General features: G+C 54.0%; 15 protein-coding genes. 6 read left to right on the forward strand and 9 right to left on the reverse strand.

The window, feature by feature from the left end:
- The first annotated feature begins 308 nt into the window (after positions 1-308).
- Positions 309-1,163, forward strand: coding sequence for an NDR1/HIN1-like protein (locus tag MT343_RS13800; protein ID WP_145465849.1), 855 nt, complete (start codon positions 309-311; stop codon positions 1,161-1,163).
- 3 nt (positions 1,164-1,166) lie between these two features.
- Here MT343_RS13800 and MT343_RS13805 read toward each other — a convergent pair whose 3' ends face one another.
- The 3 genes from MT343_RS13805 to MT343_RS13815 are packed head-to-tail and all read right to left on the reverse strand — an operon-like array spanning position 1,167 to position 3,581.
- A complete protein-coding gene (locus MT343_RS13805) occupies positions 1,167-1,643 on the reverse strand; it encodes a hypothetical protein (protein WP_145465851.1) in 477 nt (158 codons plus the stop codon).
- Positions 1,640-2,350 carry an OmpA/MotB family protein gene (locus tag MT343_RS13810; protein WP_145465853.1) on the reverse strand — a complete coding sequence of 237 codons (711 nt, stop codon included), beginning with the start codon at positions 2,348-2,350 and terminating at the stop codon, positions 1,640-1,642. Before MT343_RS13810 ends, MT343_RS13805 begins: the two co-directional genes overlap by 4 nt.
- On the reverse strand, positions 2,343-3,581 hold the full coding sequence (locus tag MT343_RS13815) for a hypothetical protein (protein ID WP_145465855.1): 1,239 nt from the start codon (positions 3,579-3,581) through the stop codon (positions 2,343-2,345). The genes MT343_RS13810 and MT343_RS13815 overlap by 8 nt, the downstream gene beginning before the upstream one ends.
- 146 nt (positions 3,582-3,727) lie before the next feature.
- Here MT343_RS13815 and MT343_RS13820 point away from each other — a divergent pair, with 146 nt between their 5' ends.
- Genes MT343_RS13820 through MT343_RS13830 form a run of 3 tightly spaced genes read left to right on the forward strand, consistent with a single transcriptional unit; the run spans position 3,728 to position 5,479 of the window.
- Complete coding sequence (locus MT343_RS13820; protein ID WP_145465857.1) at positions 3,728-4,048, forward strand: YbjQ family protein; 321 nt, start codon at positions 3,728-3,730, stop codon at positions 4,046-4,048.
- Complete coding sequence (locus tag MT343_RS13825) at positions 4,048-4,530, forward strand: YbjQ family protein (protein WP_145465859.1); 483 nt, start codon at positions 4,048-4,050, stop codon at positions 4,528-4,530. Before MT343_RS13820 ends, MT343_RS13825 begins: the two co-directional genes overlap by 1 nt.
- A gap of 1 nt (position 4,531) precedes the next feature.
- A complete protein-coding gene (locus MT343_RS13830) occupies positions 4,532-5,479 on the forward strand; it encodes a M48 family metallopeptidase (protein WP_145465861.1) in 948 nt (315 codons plus the stop codon).
- Positions 5,480-5,526: 47 nt separating this feature from the next.
- Here MT343_RS13830 and trxB read toward each other — a convergent pair whose 3' ends face one another.
- Positions 5,527-6,480: a thioredoxin-disulfide reductase gene (gene trxB, locus MT343_RS13835; RefSeq protein ID WP_145465863.1), complete on the reverse strand. Its 954-nt coding sequence runs from the start codon at positions 6,478-6,480 to the stop codon at positions 5,527-5,529.
- 481 nt (positions 6,481-6,961) lie between these two features.
- Here trxB and MT343_RS13840 point away from each other — a divergent pair, with 481 nt between their 5' ends.
- Positions 6,962-7,669: a hypothetical protein gene (locus MT343_RS13840; protein ID WP_145465865.1), complete on the forward strand. Its 708-nt coding sequence runs from the start codon at positions 6,962-6,964 to the stop codon at positions 7,667-7,669.
- A 72-nt stretch (positions 7,670-7,741) separates the two neighbouring features.
- Here MT343_RS13840 and MT343_RS13845 read toward each other — a convergent pair whose 3' ends face one another.
- The 5 genes from MT343_RS13845 to MT343_RS13865 all read right to left on the reverse strand — a co-directional run bounded on the left by MT343_RS13845 (position 7,742) and on the right by MT343_RS13865 (position 15,550).
- The gene (locus tag MT343_RS13845; protein ID WP_145465867.1) at positions 7,742-9,409 is read right to left on the reverse strand and encodes a hypothetical protein; all 1,668 of its coding nucleotides are present in this window, start codon (positions 9,407-9,409) and stop codon (positions 7,742-7,744) included.
- 93 nt (positions 9,410-9,502) lie between these two features.
- On the reverse strand, positions 9,503-11,050 hold the full coding sequence (locus MT343_RS13850; protein ID WP_145465869.1) for a hypothetical protein: 1,548 nt from the start codon (positions 11,048-11,050) through the stop codon (positions 9,503-9,505).
- A 274-nt stretch (positions 11,051-11,324) separates the two neighbouring features.
- Complete coding sequence (locus MT343_RS13855; protein ID WP_145465871.1) at positions 11,325-13,451, reverse strand: TRAP transporter large permease subunit; 2,127 nt, start codon at positions 13,449-13,451, stop codon at positions 11,325-11,327.
- A gap of 93 nt (positions 13,452-13,544) precedes the next feature.
- Positions 13,545-14,537, reverse strand: coding sequence for a putative solute-binding protein (locus tag MT343_RS13860; protein ID WP_145465873.1), 993 nt, complete (start codon positions 14,535-14,537; stop codon positions 13,545-13,547).
- A gap of 2 nt (positions 14,538-14,539) precedes the next feature.
- A complete protein-coding gene (locus MT343_RS13865; RefSeq protein ID WP_145465876.1) occupies positions 14,540-15,550 on the reverse strand; it encodes a hypothetical protein in 1,011 nt (336 codons plus the stop codon).
- Positions 15,551-15,744: 194 nt separating this feature from the next.
- On the opposite strand from MT343_RS13865, the gene MT343_RS13870 reads away from it, so the two are divergent.
- On the forward strand, positions 15,745-16,650 hold the full coding sequence (locus MT343_RS13870) for a hypothetical protein (RefSeq protein ID WP_145465877.1): 906 nt from the start codon (positions 15,745-15,747) through the stop codon (positions 16,648-16,650).
- Positions 16,651-17,018: the final 368 nt, after the last annotated feature.

Below are 17,018 nucleotides of genomic sequence, written 5' to 3' on the forward strand. Positions count from 1 at the left end.
TCCAAAAACACCAAAGGGAAAACACCATGAAAAGCAAAAAATGGCGCAAAGCTCTAAAATTTATCACCTATATAGTTTTGAGAGTTATTCTGGAGTTGATAGGGTATGAGAGAGATAACAACTGCTAGACCTGAGAAGCAACTATCAGTTGTAGTCGTTTCAAAACCAAACGACAGATCACTGAGAATACAGTAATTCCCGTGATATTCAGGCTTCCTCCCTGGAGGCCATTCTCCTTACTATTTCCTGCATCACCTTTAATTCTCCTGTGTCGTGTTACACTGCCGCCTGATTACAGGAGGTACAACATGAGCAAACAAATCCGTTCCCTGCTGCTGTTTACGTGCATGGTATGGCTGCTGTCTGGCTGCAGTAATCTGCAGAACATGGCCAAAGCACAGAAGCCCCAGGCGCAGATTTCATCGGTAACCGTCAGTCAACTGTCCTTAACAGAGGTTACTCTGCTGGCTAAAGTGACAGTTAAAAACCCTAATCCCATTAAGCTACCGGGGGTTGGCCTGACACTGGATCTTAATATTGGTGGCAAAAAGATCGTAACCGTCGCGCAGCCGGACAGCAGTATTTCGTTGCCTGCCAAAGGCCGTCGTGACATCACCTTACCGGTCACGCTTAAATTTACCGATTTATATAAAACGGTGTCGGGCATTAAAGATACATCATCCGTTGCTTATGAAATAACCGGGCGCATTAACATGAAGGTGCCATTACTGGGTGACGTCAGCCTGCCTCTGAGCCACAAAGATACACTGCCGATTCCGCAGTTACCGGATGTCAGCCTGCAAAAAATCAGCGTACAGGAAGCCAGTTTTACCTGCCTGCGTCTGACGGTCGATATTGCCATCAGCAATCCGAATGCTTTTGCGCTGAATATAAACACGCTGAATTATCAATTATCGGCTGCTGGTAAAACCCTGACCAGCAGCAGCATTAAACCGCTGAAGCTGAATACGGGTGAGCGTAAAATGCTGTCGGTGCCGTTGTCGCTGAGCTTGTCTGAGGCGGGCAGCAGTGTGCTGCGCTTGCTGACCGGAAAAGCCGCTGTCACGTACACACTGAACGGAGAAATGGGAATTGCACCGGATTTAAAGGCGTGGAAACCCAAACCGCTGACGTTTAAATCGGAGAAAAGCCTGAGCCTTTAACGCTCAGGTAATAGGATAAAACGGATATTCCTGTTTAAACAGCTCCAGCGAGAATTGCTCTCTGATCTGTTCAGAAAACTCCGCACGCCGTAAGCGGCGTGCGTCCACGCCCTGATATTGCAGCACAGACAAACACTCAAGGCATACGCCTTCGGTCTTTTTAGCCGACAGCGCTCCGGTGCCAATCTGTAAACGATCCTGATGATGGCGCAACGCCTGCACTTTCTGACAATAGGCAAGATGATAATCCTGCTCATAAAAAAGCCAGACACGGGTGTTTTTAAAGGCCAGGGTTTTATCTTTTAAGATACGTAATGCCTGCCCTTCGGCGGTCAGCATGCCGTTATCGAGCGCTTCACGCTCGGCATAGGTCAGCTGACGGGCGGGATCGAATAATTCAAAGTTGCCCAAGGCATCGGTTCCCATGCGTTCACGCAGACGGTTAAAGCCTTCATCCTGAAAAAAGTCGGTAATCTTCACGGCAATACCCGATCCAGAATGGTGGCAATCCGCCCTTCTGCATCAGTGCGGACTTTAAACTCCACCCGTCGTGAGCGCTCGTCATTTTCCACACCGTTATCGTCGCGCACAACTTTGGCTGATGACAGGCCATTCGCTGTCAGGTGAGATTTAAGCCAGTCTTTATTGGCGCTGACATCCGGTAATTCGAGCACGAAACCCAGAGCAGAACGCGTACGCTTTTGTGATAAATCCATATTGCGGATATAGGCATCATCATCACTCAGTGCACCGTACCAGGCGCTGGAGGTATGGCCCTCTATACGCACCTCGAGAATATCGTCACGGTATTTTTCACGGGTAATAATACCGATATAACGAGGAAAAAAGTCCGCCAGTATTGACTGAAATTCCGGCTTAAGATCAGCGGCACCTTTATCGAACAGCACTTCGGTATTGTTAAAACGGAAGGTCAGGTCTTTATCCAGTTCCGCTCCCCAACGCTGCATATCATCAGCAAATTCGCTTTTTAAATCTTCGTATAACTGCACACGCAGATGATCGTACAGAATGGCGACGTCGCGTATTTTATCGCGTTCCTGTTCGACATTAATCATGAAGACGATGGAAATCAGCATAAACACCATCATCAGGCCAGCCATTAAATCGGAAACGGCAACCCAGTGCCCTTCCTGCTCTTTCAGCTGCTCCAGTTCATTTTCATTCATCGATCTGTTCTGCCATTTGCACCAGTCGTTGCAGTTTCTCAGTCAGTGGTGAGTAATCACTGACAAATTTTTCGGACAACGCGGTCAGCTGCATACCAAAGGATTTCAGGGCTTTATTCAGCTCCTCTTCCATACTCTCATCCAGCACCACCACCTGACGTTCAACCCGCTCGCCGATACGCTGCAGTTGCTGCAGACTTTGTTGCTGCTGATCCTGTAAACGCTGGCCACTGTCAGTCAGATTCTGTTGCAGTTGCTGCTCAATGCTCTGCTGCATTTTACCCAGTTCATCAACCGCCCAGCGCTGCTGCATCTGCACGGCATCGGCCATTCCCTGAGTTAATGCAACAATACGGTCTTCAAGCTTCGGTAAACCATCGGCGGCGTGATTAACCAGATCGGCCAGACTGCCAAGCTGTGACTGAAGATTCGCGCGCTGGGCCTCCAGGCCGTTCAGCAGATCCTGCAACGACTCAGAAATACCATTGAACGCATTGGCATGTTTCACCATATATTCGAACGCCTGACTGGCTTCCTGCATAGAACCCGAGGTGCGCTCCTGCTCGGTAATCAGGGTATTTAACTGGTCTTTGTAATTCTGTTGCCACTCAAGCATGGCAATAACCGACTGGTTCAGGCGTTTGAAGTTATCGCCATACTGCTCATTAATTTTGGTATTGAATTCACGCATTACGGCTTCAATCGCATTAACCAATGCTTTAGCGTTGGCTTCTGCCATGCGTTCCTGATAACTGTCGAGGGCACCAATCACCTGATTCATACGCTCCAGAGTCTGCAGATGCTGACGCTGTAATAAATGCTGCAAACCGTTTTCCTGCTCCGGATTCATCTGGTCGGCAATATGCTTCAGTGAAGCATCCAGATCGTCGATGGTTGCCACCCGGGTCTGATTGACTTCACGCCGTCCGGTCTGTGCCAGAGCAGCGCGGATTTTCAGTGTCAGAGCACCCAGCAACCCCACAATGGATGACCAGAACGCGGTTTTCAGACCGTCCATCAGCTTCGGTACACTGCCCTGAATATCAGTCGTATCAAAATGCCATAAGCCAAGAGCCACACCGAGGAACGTGCCGAAAATACCAATACTGGTCAGAATATTGGGGGCAATTTCAGCGGTGCGGTTGGAATAACGGTAAAAGTGGAAGAACAGGGACAGCGCCGCTATTGCGATCATCAGCCCCAGTGTCCATCCGGAAAACTGCTCCATCATGAGTATCTGCTCTCTGGCCAGAGTGAGGTTTATTCCCAACAAGTCTAGTTCATGTTGGTTGTTTTGCTTCCCGGCTATAAAAACCGCCATATTCCCTTTTTCTGCCCCACAGGGCTTAATAAGGCGACCAAACACAAGGAGCCAGTATGCTGATCAGTAATATGGAAGTCGTCCCCGGTAAAAAAATCGCCACCCATCTCGGACTGGTACAGGGCAGCACCGTGCGTGCCAAGCATGCAGGCCGTGACATTATGGCAGGGCTGAAAAACATCTTTGGTGGTGAACTCAAAGGCTACACCGAGCTGTTATCCGAATCCCGCGATGAAGCCCTGCAGCGTCTGAGCGAACAGGCCCGCGCTCTGGGCGCCAATGCGGTAGTCAATGTGCGCTTTTCTACCTCATCCATCGCCGCCGGAGCATCCGAAATCTTCGTCTACGGTACGGCGGTGATTCTGGAGGATCGCTGATGGGTCAGCTGATTGTCTTTCTGACGCTGCTGGCGCTGGGCTATGGCTTTGGCCGGCTGGCAGAATCACGTCATTACCGCAGCATTATTGCCCGCGAAGACGCCCTGCGCAGTCTGCTGGTACTACCAGACCGCATGCCACCCATTCAGTTTCAGAACCATGCCAGCACGCTGGTCACCGGCTCAGTGGTTATTTCGGTGGATTACTTTAAAACCGTTGCTGCAGGCTTACGTGGTTTATTTGGTGGCCGTGTGGGCGCCTATGAAAGCCTGCTGGATCGCGCCCGCCGCGAAGCCATTCTGCGCATGCAGGAAGAAGCGCAGAGCCTGGGAGCTGAGGCGGTGTTTAACCTCAAGTTCGAAACCAGCCGCATCGGCCAGAATGCCGGACAGGGGTTAGGGTCAGTAGAGGTACTGGCATACGGAACGGCTCTTATTCCAACACCGGTTTCTGCTTCTGCTGCGTCGGCAGTGGCACGCTGAGATGAGCGTCCCTCCCTTACACAACCATGCGCCCAACCATGCGCCAAGGCAGAGCTCACCTCTGCCACAGGGCAACCCCAAACTGCCCGAACAGATCAATAACCGTAACGAACATCCGCTCAAGGACTTTCTGCTGCTGGCCGGCGCACTGCTGGCTTTGATGTTCGTGCTGACCCTGCTGCTGGGCTGGAGTGCCCAGTGGCTGGGGCCTAAGATTCCTTATTCCTGGGAAAGCCGCTGGTTCTCTTCCGCCCCGGAAGCCGTCTCCGACGCCCTGCAGCCCACCACTCAGGACGCGCACGCTGCTGATACAGAACGCCAGCAGGCACTGCAGCAATTGCTGGACAACCTGCTCAGCCAACAAAGCGCGCCATTAAAGGTGCGGCTGCACTGGTTAGCGAATGAAGACACACCCAACGCCTTTGCCACACTCGGTGGCCATATCTTCGTGACCCGTGGCCTGTTAACTCAGGTGTCGTCGGAAAATGCTCTGGCCATGGTGCTGGCCCATGAATATGCCCACGTGGAGCAGCGTCACCCAATGACTCTGGCGCTGGAACAACTGGCAATCACTCTGCTTGGCAGCGTCATCGGTGGTGAAGGGGCGGCCAGCATGATCGGCCAGCACACCAGTCTGCTGACGCTGTTAAGTTTCAGCCGGGATATGGAGCGCAGCGCCGATCAGCGCGCACTTGAAATACTGCAAAGCCATTATGGCCACAGTAGCGGAGCCGATGAGTTCTTCCGTAATATGTTCGCAGAACACGATGAAAGCCGCTGGGCGCTGATGTTCCAAACCCACCCATTAACCAGCGAACGCCTGCAACAGATCAGTCAGAGCGGTTCAGTCGCCGTGCCTGTAACGACCAGCCAGCTGACGCCACTACCGGCTCTGCTGCAGCTGAATAGCGCAGCAGGCAGCAAAGACGCTCAGATTCCGCAGCCATAAAAAAGCCCGGACAATGCCGGGCTTTTTTATTCGGTCAGAAACCAGAATTACTTCAGGTTATCCAGGTAACGCTCGGCATCCAGTGCGGCCATACAGCCGGTACCGGCCGAGGTAATGGCCTGACGGTAGATGTGGTCGGACACGTCACCGGCCGCAAACACACCTTCAACACTGGTTTGGGTTGCATTGCCGTTAGAACCGCTCTGCACGACCAGGTAGCCGTCTTTCATTTCCAGCTGGCCTGCGAAAATGCCGGTGTTTGGTGAGTGACCAATAGCCACGAAGATACCTTCGAGCTCAATATTCTGGGTCTCACCGGTTTCACGGTTTTTGATGCGCATACCGGTTACGCCCATGTCGTCACCCAGCACTTCGTCCAGTTCACTGTTCCAGTGAATAGTCACGTTACCGTTAGCCGCTTTTTCCATCAGTTTATCGGCCAGGATTTTCTCAGAGCGGAAGCCTTCACGACGGTGAATCACCACCACCTCAGAAGCGATGTTCGACAGGTACAGCGCTTCTTCCACGGCGGTGTTACCACCACCAATCACGGCGACGCGTTTTTTGCGGTAGAAGAAACCATCACAGGTCGCACAGGCAGAAACACCTTTACCTTTAAAGGCTTCTTCACTTTCCAGACCCAGATACTTGGCGCTGGCGCCGGTAGCAATGATCAATGCATCGCAGGTGTATTCACCGCTGTCGCCTTTCAGGCGGAAAGGACGCTGCTGCACATCAACTTCGCTGATCTGATCGAACACAATTTCAGTTTCAAAGCGCTCAGCATGGGCTTTCATACGCTCCATCAACTCTGGCCCCTGAACGCCCATGGCGTCACCCGGCCAGTTGTCCACTTCAGTGGTGGTGGTCAGCTGACCACCCATCTGCATGCCGGTGATGATCACCGGATTCAGGTTGGCGCGCGCGGCATAAACCGCAGCGGTGTAACCGGCAGGACCGGAACCCAGAATCAATAACTTAACGTGGCGTGCTGCGCTCATGCTGATGCGTCTCCAATGTCAGAATTCGGTGTCAATGGCGGCCATTATAGGGAGCAATGCCGCCGGGATAAATCGATGGACGATTTAAATGCCCGATAATGCCCGATACAGAGTGTTTATCCGGCAACAACAGCCTGCCGTTTACGGACCAGCCACGACAATTGCCCGCAGAGTAGCGGTAAAAAGCCCAGGGGGTAAATTAATATTGTCAATCTGCTCATCCATCCTGCCTATCACTGGGTTCCAGACCTGCAGCCCTGACATTCCTGTCTATACTCGCAGTGTGGGGAAAATATCCAGTCCCCGGCAACGTTCAGTTACAAATTGGCCTGCTTTTGTATTTCCGTTTAATTTCAATGAGTTAAAGAGGCCAGATGACAAATAAACGGTTTCCGTCAAAGTCCTTTTGTTGTTCCCTTTGCGCCACTGGGGCAGCATAACCGGACACGGAATAACAAGAACCCATAAAAGGTCGGCTAGCATGCAAAAGCGGCAAGAAATACAACAGCGCTCACGTCTGGGCACCCTGCTCATTCATAAAGGACTGATCACCCGCCAACAACTGGACGAAGCACTCACACTGCAGGCCCAAAGCGGCATGCGCCTTGGTGAAGTACTGGTTAACAACGGTTGGTTAACCGAACGTCAGCTCAGCAAAGCACTGAAGAAACAATCCCGTTATCGTCTGATTGCCGCCATCAGTGCCGTCCTGCTTGGCCCTATTCAGCCATTTATGGCCAACGCCAATGCCGCAACAGATAACAGCGCCATTGCAGAGCAGCAGATTACCGAGCGCAGTGGCATGCAGATGATGTCCGACAGCGCAATGTCTGATATTACCGCTCAGGGCGCAATGACCAACTATGAACGCCTGCTGGATATCGTAAACAGTGATCTCGACAGCGATGATGCAGCCATTACCACGCTGGAAAGCCTGGCGTCATCATTGATTCCCGGCACCAACCTGCTGGATGCTGAAATGGAAGTGTCCGGTGTTGAATACGAACCCGGTCCACGTACCACCATCAATGCCGACGGTTCACTGGAAGTACAGATGCCGACCACCATCAAGCAGATTGCCTTCCGCAACGTAAGAGTCGCTGGCTCTGAAGGTCAGCATATGGGCGATGTTATCATCCGCGATATCAGCTTTGGTGCCGGTACCAGCGTCAAAATTCAGCTGCGATGAATTACTGCTGCATTAGTGCACAGAGAAATAAAAACGCCGTATACACGGCGTTTTTTATGCCTGTTATCTGCATTACTGAGCAAGAAAGCGCTGAATTAACATCGCCTTATCGGCATCAGCGCTGTCGCTGGCGATCTGATCCAGCTGACCACGTTGTGTCTGACTGAGTTTACTCACATCCATATTGGCCAGAATAGCCTGACTCACCAGGTTGGAGGTTTCCCCCTTCAGGTGTTCCAGCAACAGCGGATAATGCTGCGGATTACGGCTCAGGGTCATCCCGGCGGCATAACGCTCACGACTCGACGATGAACCCAGATGAGCGATGATTTCAGGCTCCAGATTGGTCAGTCCGGCGTTATTGGCCGCCATAATGGCTGAGGCTGCCTGCGGGCCGTCCAGACGCTCACTTAACAGCTGTGTCAGTTGTTGCTCCTGACTGCTGTTATCGCTGCCCTGCCGTTCGAGCTGACGCACCATGCTGCCCATGCTGATCAGGGCATTAGCCTGAACGTTAACGCTTTCCTGTGTATTGCGCGCCAGTGCATCCAGTGCGGAATACGCCCGCGGCGTAACCTGCCCTGAGGCAGACAGGGCCACCATCAGGCGTACTTTCTGCATATCCACCGCTTCACCGGCGCCCTGTGGCAGGGTCTGCAATACGTCGAGCATAAAGTCCTCAGCCTCCGGCCGACCACTGATGCCGAGCGCAAAAATCAGATCACGCCCGGCCTCATCACTGAGTTCCATCCCCTGACCCTGCAGAGCGTCGGCCAGTTCATAAGGCGAGAGGTTATCCAGCAGATATTCCGCGGCACGGATCAGGCGGGCGGTATTACGTTCTTTGGCAAAACCGGCAAACACTGCCCACATATCAGCGGCAGAATTCACCGGTGAAGCAAACTCGGCGGTACTTACCTGACGCATCTGCCAGCGCTGTGCAGCATTGGCACCAGCATTAAAGGTGTAACGGCTCAGATCGGCATACGACGGAATAGCTTCAGCCTGGATACGGAATTCGATATAGCCCTGCTGCCCCGCCACCTGCAGCGCCTGACGCTCGGTGGATGTCAGCTGCTGCGGCAGACAACCACCATCGCTGACAATACGCCAGTCGCTGCGGTTAGCGGCAAAATCCCGGCTGAGCAGCGATAAATCGCTATCCGCGCGGAACACCGCCCGTTCACTGCCCGCGGCCGTCTGGCGGTAACGGTATAAGCGCTGCAGCGAGTCATAGGCATAACGGTAGGTTTCGCCTTCATGACCGACCGACAGTCCTTTCAGCAGCTGGCTGATCACCGCCAGCGGGTGCTGCTCCATCAGTCCCAGATCATTAAACGCCACAAACACTGCCCCCTGGGCACTTTGTACGCGGCTGAGATAGGGCAGATCCGGCAAGGTCTTCGCGCCATCGCCTTCATCAACCCGGATATCCGTGGCCACTGCGCGCACAAAATCACCATTGGCCTGCTGCAGCTGAGTGCGGAAACTCACATTAGAGGCATACACCTGCTGACCATTCAGGCGCGACAGCACCTCAACCCGCACCCGGTACGCAGCCTGCAGTGGCTGACCCGCCGCACATTGCAGTGGTTGTGCAGTCTGGCTCTCATCAAGATCGGCCGCACTGACAAAGGCCGGTGGTTTGGTTGGCAGGGTCTGCAGATAAAGATAAAAGCCTGCTCCGCTCAGCATCAGCAAAGCCAGCAGTGACAACAGAATTCGTAGCAACCAACGCATGATGATCAGGGCTCCGTTTTTGAGCAGTCTGTCTGTAAAAGCAAAAGGCCCTTCACAGGAAGGGCCTCGGGTTTACCGTTCAGGCAGCGTTACTCAGAAACTGAGCGGACGGCTGGCCTCTTTATCGAACAGTGTTTTGTCTTCGTGGTAACCGTCCCACTGCACATCGGCATTATCACCGAACGCGTTGGTTTCGATACCGAAAACACGCAGGAAAGTATCCACATAACCACGGCCGGAAGACAGCAGGCTGTGCAGGGATTCCTGCTTGTACATTTCGTAGCCTTCAGCACCGTTACGCATACCTTCTTCCAGCTGATAAGGCATTGCCAGTTCCAGAACCCAGACTTTGAATTCTGCGCCCAGCTGCAGCAGATCCGGAATAAAACTCAGGATGCTGGTAACACGCAGATAAGCTTCCGCCGACAGCCACAGATCCATGCCCGGAGTCACCGCCAGCGCGGTGCTGTTGGCATGCTGTTTACCATCGATAATCAGCGGTGGCATGCTGCGGTCAACCACAGAGGTCAGGGTCGCATCGGTGCTCATGGTGCTGCCCACAGTGCCGTACACACGGAACGGAATCAGCTCATAAACAGAGACGCTCATAATACCCAGATCCACACCGGCCATATTGTGCAGCACACTGTCGAACATGCGGGTGCTGGCTTTTACCGTTACGCTGGGCTTGAAATTCAGAGACGCTTTGGCCACTACGCCATCGTCTTCACAACCGGCCTGAGCCGAGAAATCCAGTACAACGGTCTGTGCCAGACTCGGTACAAACCAGGCGCCGCTGCTCACCGAATCCGAAATCGCGTTGAGGATGGCATCACCGGTCGCATCCACTGCCAGACCGCCAATGTTCACCGGGTCCGGTACCGGCAGACCGAAGGCACCTTCAACTGCTTCCAGGCCGCAGACAATCGGCGCAAAAGACATATCGGTCTTCAGCTGTGGCTGCTGACCTTCCGGCACCACAATGCCGCTTTCGCCCAGATTGGCCAGAACATCAGCCTGCTGTTCAGCGGCCTGCTGGCGGATACGCTCGGCACTGTCGTTATTGGCAAAACGGCCAAAGCACAGCGGGCCAACCCCGGTAAAGGTATCGGCACAAGGCTCGTAGCACAGACCAGCCTCATTCACGGAACCCGGCGCACACTGCATAGCGATGCGTGGCTGAATCCAGGATTGTTTGGCACGGGTTTCCGGCCACCATTTCCACTGGGTACACAGGGCACCACCATCCGACCAGCCTTCCGGGCACTGTTCCCAGCACACGCCGGCAACGGAATCAAAACCCGCCGGGCATTGCTCAGCACACAGGCCGGCATTGGCGTCATAGCCGGCCGGACAGGTATTGGGAATGGTACCGACACCACGGTTGTAGCTCCATTCAAAGAAGCTTGCCTGTACATCGGCAACGGTGGTGTTGATAGCCGCTTCAACCGCGCCAAACACATCGGCAGTTACCGACAGAAACTGGTTTCCGTCACTGCTCTGCCCGGTCACAGTCTGAATATTCATGGGGAATTGCACACCGGCATCGGCATCAGCCGCCAGTGTCATCGTTTCGGTCGCCGCCTGAACAGTCATAGCCGTCAGGAACAGCGGAGCCAGCAAACAGCGGATCCATTTCATTGTTATAGTCCTCAGGTGAGAGCGCCTGAGATTAGACAATACTGGAACCATAGTACAGCGTGAAAAGTGAACGATTCGCGCCGATGTGGTACTCAATTGCCAACTGGCCTGAAGAGCCACCTGAAGCGCAGAATCAGATGACAAAAGCGCGACTGACAGATGAATTTTTCATGGCTGTTTGCAGCCGGATTACCTGACCTGCGCAGACACAGGAGGATAAAAAACGGGAGCTGCTGCTCCCGTTTTTCTGTTCTTGATTATTTACAACTCACCCTCAGTCGTAACCAATAGCCAGCGGCACAAAGGCAACAATCGCCAGCGCAATAGCCATGGTGGTCAGCGGCAGAAGAATACGCTCATGGCGATACCAGAAGCTCATACCGGCGCTTTCTTCTTTCGCCAGACGAACCTCTTCTTCGCCAACCACCTGCCGGGTAAGCAGATGGTTAAGCGCCACCGGCGGACTGAGATAACCCAGCTCAAAGGCCACCAGCGTTACCATCCAGAAATGCACCGGATCAATGCCGCTGTCATAAGCGATAGTGGCAATGGTTGCGCTGACCAGAATCACCGCACCGTATGGGTCCATGACCATACCAATCACCACCAGAATCGCGACCAGCAAGGCCATTGCCAGCCAGATCGAATCGAAGGTTGTGGGCACCATGCTCATCAGTTCGGCACGTTCGACCACACCACCGATGCTCACCGACAAGCCCATCAGCATCAGTAACGCACCAATGTGACCGGTGGTTTCAGTGGTGGCTTCACGGATGGTTTTTTCGATGGAATCGTTACCGCGGCGCAGATCACTCCAGGATTGCTCCAGACGGTTTTCAACGTAATCAATATTCAGGTTTTCACGTTTCAGTGCGGCTTTTTCCTGCCCCAGACGTTCATAAACCAGAATCACCAGCAGCAGCACCGGCAGAATAAAAGGCGCAGAAAACTCATCCAGATACGCATTCAGAGCCACGGCATAAATCGCCAGCGTAATACCGATGATAAATACATAAGGAATCAGCGGCTTCAGTGCCCGTAAAAACTCAGGGAAAACATTGTCCGGTGTTTCCAGACGCATCGGACCCTGGCGTGTTGCCAGCGCCATCAGGGCAAACAGCAGCGTGGTCAGGAAGAAGACTTTAACGCCCCAGCCAAACAGCTGATCGGTGGTTACTTCGTTATTCAGTGCGGCGATGATCACCACCAACAGACAAGGACGCAGAACCACACCCAGCGAGCCCGACATCGCCGTGGCTGCCAGTGACAGCTGACGACGCGCGCCGGCGCGGCGCATCTCGTTATAAATCAGACCGCCAACAGCGATTACAAAAATACCCGAGGCACCGGTGTAAGCGGTCGGAATAGCCGCCACCGCAACCACCGCTACTGCCAGCATTTCCGGTGGCAGTTTGAACGGACGGAACAGGTTAAACACCACCTGAGCAAGTTCAGTACGCTTCAGCAGCATACCGATCCACACATACAGCCCCACATTCAGGAACAGCTGTGATAGTTCCATCATCTGGTTCAGGTAGATACCAATACCGGCACTGTGCCCCGCCGAAATAAAGTACACCCCGGAAATAATGCACATGGTGGCATACAGTGGTACAGCCAGCTGTGCCTTCAGGAAGCTGCCGCCGGGCTTGGCATCTTTAGGAATAAACAGGAACTGATAGAGACTCAGCAGCAGAATAAAGGCAAAACCGATAATCCACAGATGATGCAGAATACTGTGCTGGGTGGTGACTTCCACACCGGCAGAGAACGCGACTTCACGGAAGCTGTAGACCGAATAAAACAGAATCGCACTGGCCAGCAGCTGAGCACCGGAAGCAACGCGGTAATCCATCACCGTTTCCATCGGACGCAGCGCAATGTGATGGCGGCGGAATAACGCGGTCAGGCCGCAGATAAGCACCAGTACCGCCAGCATAATACGCTGGGCACTTAAGCCGAATTCGCCGAATTCGGCCACGCTTAATTCAATAGCACGGAATACACGGACGGCCGGTGTTACCCGGTCAACGGTGCTTTCATAAAGGGCATGTTTTTGCTGGCACTGTTCCTGCGCGGCCAGTAACGACTGACGCATAACCGCAGGATCGGCCGGCTCTTCTTCAAATAAATCCCACTCATCATCCTGCTGAGCATTGGCTTCTGCCACCAGACGCGCTAACTGCGCATCAATATCCATGGTCGGGTTACAGGAAGGCTGTACCGGGTCGGTGCGCAGCTGGAAATAACCATCCCAGACACCCTCACCCAATTGCAGCAACTGAGCATGCAATGCGTGACTGCTGTTGAGGATGACAACAAATACCAGCACCAGAAATGCGGGTAGAGCGGCGAGCCATTCGTACGCCGTGCGGTTGCCTACACGTACTGTCTGCTCCATGGAAGAATACCTCTGAAAATTACTGCTGCCGGCGCGCAGGGTATCCGCAACCGCAGCTCCGGACGGAACCGCGGTGTTGCCGGCTGTTTATTGTTATTCGAGTTTTTCGACACACTCTGCGGCGGCCGGTGTTTCGGCACAGCGCAGTTTACGCATCAGGCGCAGCATATTGCCGTCGTAAACGCCTTCATCACGCAGAGAGATGCGTACATTGCGCAGCATCTGGTTGTATTTATCATGATCATCCTGTGTCAGATCGACCCAGTATTTCTGATCAATTTCGGCAGTGTCTTTATCGATATATTCGCGCATGCGATCGAATACGCTGGCGATTTTCAAACGTGATTTCTGGCCGAATTCTGCCGGGAAACGGTCTTTATGCAGAATCAGCTGGAAGTCCAGATAGGCCAGATTAAAGCGCAGGATACCGCCCTTATTACCCAGGCCCTTGTACATTTCCAGTGGTTTGTAAGCCACCGCCGGCGCGTAAGCCGCATCCACACTGCCGTTATTGAACTTACCGGAGAAGTTAGCCGAGTTGGACGGTACCACCGAAGCACCGACATGATTGACCAGCTTCATCGATGGCTCATCGTATTCAATGGTGGCAATACGCTTACCCGACAGCTCTTCGACCGAATCGACGGTGCGGTCGCGCAGGAACAGATAAATAGGCCCAGCCGGCAGAATACCCGCTACTTCATAGCGGCCTTCAGTCATAAACTTCGCGGCTTTCGGTGAGGCAATGGTGTTCACCAGATTACGCATCACGTCATCACTCGGCACACCGCCAATGGCTTCAACCGTAGCGGTAAACTTGTTGAACGGACGCGCACGCGCGCCGGTCATCAGCACCGCGTCACATTGCTCGGCTTTAAAGTCATCGACCGCGATTTTTTCATCGGTATAGGCGCGCAGGTGGAAATCCACACCCCATTCCAGAGCAATGGTGCTGTAATCTTTGGTCATGCCATAGATTGAGCCATTGGCGCCCAGTGGGTCATACACACAGAATGTACGTTTTTCCAGTGCTCCGAAAGCCAGTTGACTGGTACCCAGAGCCATCAGCAGTAATGCCCGTAACATATTCAGTCCTCCAGCAGATCGTCGATATCCAGGGTGTTCGCTTTTGGCTGAACATCATCCCAGAAAGTACCCAGACCACCGGTCGGTGTGCGGGCGCCGGTTGCTTCCGTCCACAGACGGTCGGATACAGCCATAATCTGACGGCTGGCCATAATATCCATCATGCGGTAGTCCGGATTGCTGGAAGTGGTCTTCAGCGAAGCTGCATGGCGGCGAATAGCATCACGCAGCTGCTCGGTGTTGCCTGAACCGTCGGCAATCACCACTTCGATGGCATGGGCCATACGCACACCGGAGGCCGTGGCAATACGGCTGGCGTTAGCCATTTCCTGCCATGGGTCGGTGCCCTTCGGAGCGGTGTCCGGCATCATTACCCAGATACCAGCCTGCAACGCCTGCGGCAGGCCCCACCAGCGCACGTTATCCACACACTGCAGACCACGAACGGCTTTCATGGCGATGTCTTTCGGTACGTTAACGCTGCTCTGTGAACGCAGGTCACTCATTACCGACTGCATACCGGCAATAGAGCCCAGTACCCAGTAAATTTCTTCATCTTCACTCAGATCAGGACACTTATCGCCCGGCTCGCCAAACTCGGCCACCATGTGCTGATACGCCATGTACTGGCGGCTGGCTGCCACAGCAAAGGCGCGTTTTTCGCGGATACGGGCATCTTTGGCTTCGGCAATGTTCTGGCTCTTAAAGGCCCGTACGTAGGTCAGTGCTTCTTCATGGGCTTTTTCTTCGGCACAGGAGCCGGACATCATGTACATGGTCACCGCCGCGCGGTCCGGAGCAAAAGTGACTTCAGAGAACGACATCAGCGTCGGAGCCATAGCCGTGGTCATGCCGCAGGCCATCTCCGGGTCGCTGCTTTTCATGGTATAGGGAATCGCATACTCTTCGGTGTAATCGTATGCAAACCAGCCGGTTGTTTTGTAGATCATGCTGCAGCCGGACATGCTGCTGATCGCCAGCACTGCCAGCGAAATACGCGCGAGGAAAGACATGACGCCCCCATTTTCTGATGAGTAATTTTTTTTATTCTGTTCAGGATAACGGTCATCCTGATGGGTCTTACCTGAGTGTCTGGCACTGTGGTTAAGCCCGGCCCCAGTCTAACGCTTAAGCCGCCAAAAAGCTTGGCCCAGTAGTCATCGGGCCCGCGACAATAGAGTCAATCAAGGGTCTTAGAAAGGTTAAAATGCGCCAACAGCCAGCATCTCCGCACCGTCAAAAGCGTGCACAAAACGACACGTTACCGGCTTCAGAACACAGCCGGGCGCTGCAGCAACTGCTCGACCAGCATTTCGCGCTGGCCAGTCAGCGTGTGGATACGGTCTATCGCCGCCACTTTGCTCCGGCCAGAGCGGTTTTTGCCCGCCACTGGCGCCACCGCCGCGATATTCCCGGCGATCTTCTCGCCTTGCCGCGCACGCTGCTCGGTCTGCTGCACCGCCGTCCGGGAGGCATTGCCAGCCCCAGCGGCAAGCAACAGGAAATGCGCCGTATTCTGGAGCAGGAGCTGCTTGATCTGCCCGCTCTTGAAACCAGCCTGCAGCAATACTGTGAGCGTATCATCGAGCATTACCGTCATGATCTTGAAGACCAGCAGGCACTGACACCGGCACAACGGCAGGAATTCGAGCGCTATGTTGAACATCAGCTGGTACGCCTGCATCTGCCCAGCGAAGGGCTGCGCGAAGGCATGCTGGCACTGACCATCATGCTCACCGGCCGCTTACTGGGCGATAAAGCCATGCTCAGCAGCGCCGCCAGTCTTGGCGGCACCGTCGCCGGCAGCGTGTATCTGGGCCAGCAGAGTTGGTGGGGAGCGTTCTGGGCCGGCTGGTTCGGTGTACCGGCCTGGGTCAGCTGGGTCGGAATCGGCAGTGGTGTTCTCTCCGCCCTGCTGTTATCGCCATTACTGGCACCGGGAGTTGAATGGGGCATGAACCGCCTGCGTGCACGCCGGGTGCTGCAGCAGACCGTACAGCAGGCACAGGAAAAACTGACCAGCAAAGACGGTGTACTGCTGGCCAGCCGGCTCGGCGTTTATCTGCAGTTATTGCCGGATCTGGCACAGTTTCTGGCGCGGCTGAAAAGCTGACTCAGGCCAGATCCGCTGACCATTGCCGACAAAGCGTTGTCATAAAACAAACACTTGGCAAGGAGTCTGCGTAACGCCATAGTAACTGAAGGCGTGTTTTTGCTGTCGCATAAGTGACACATGCATAGCGGCGGCAAAGCGTACCGATCACCCACGGAGGGAGGGTAAGTTGCTACCCGAGAGCAGTATCAACCTGCCAGGATATGGCAGATTCAGAGTGCAGGCAGGCCACACAGACCTGTGCACACAGAGTATGCAACCACCGACGCTGAACCTCAGTTGCAACGTCCACTCCCCTTCCATCGTTGTTCACCCCCTTGTCGCTCAACCCGTTAACCCTTTCGTCGCAAAAACCATCGTACTGCAAT

Origin of the sequence: Venatorbacter sp. C2-1, assembly GCF_022832715.1 — a bacterium.
Lineage (GTDB): Bacteria > Pseudomonadota > Gammaproteobacteria > Pseudomonadales > Oceanobacteraceae > Venatoribacter > Venatoribacter alkanivorans.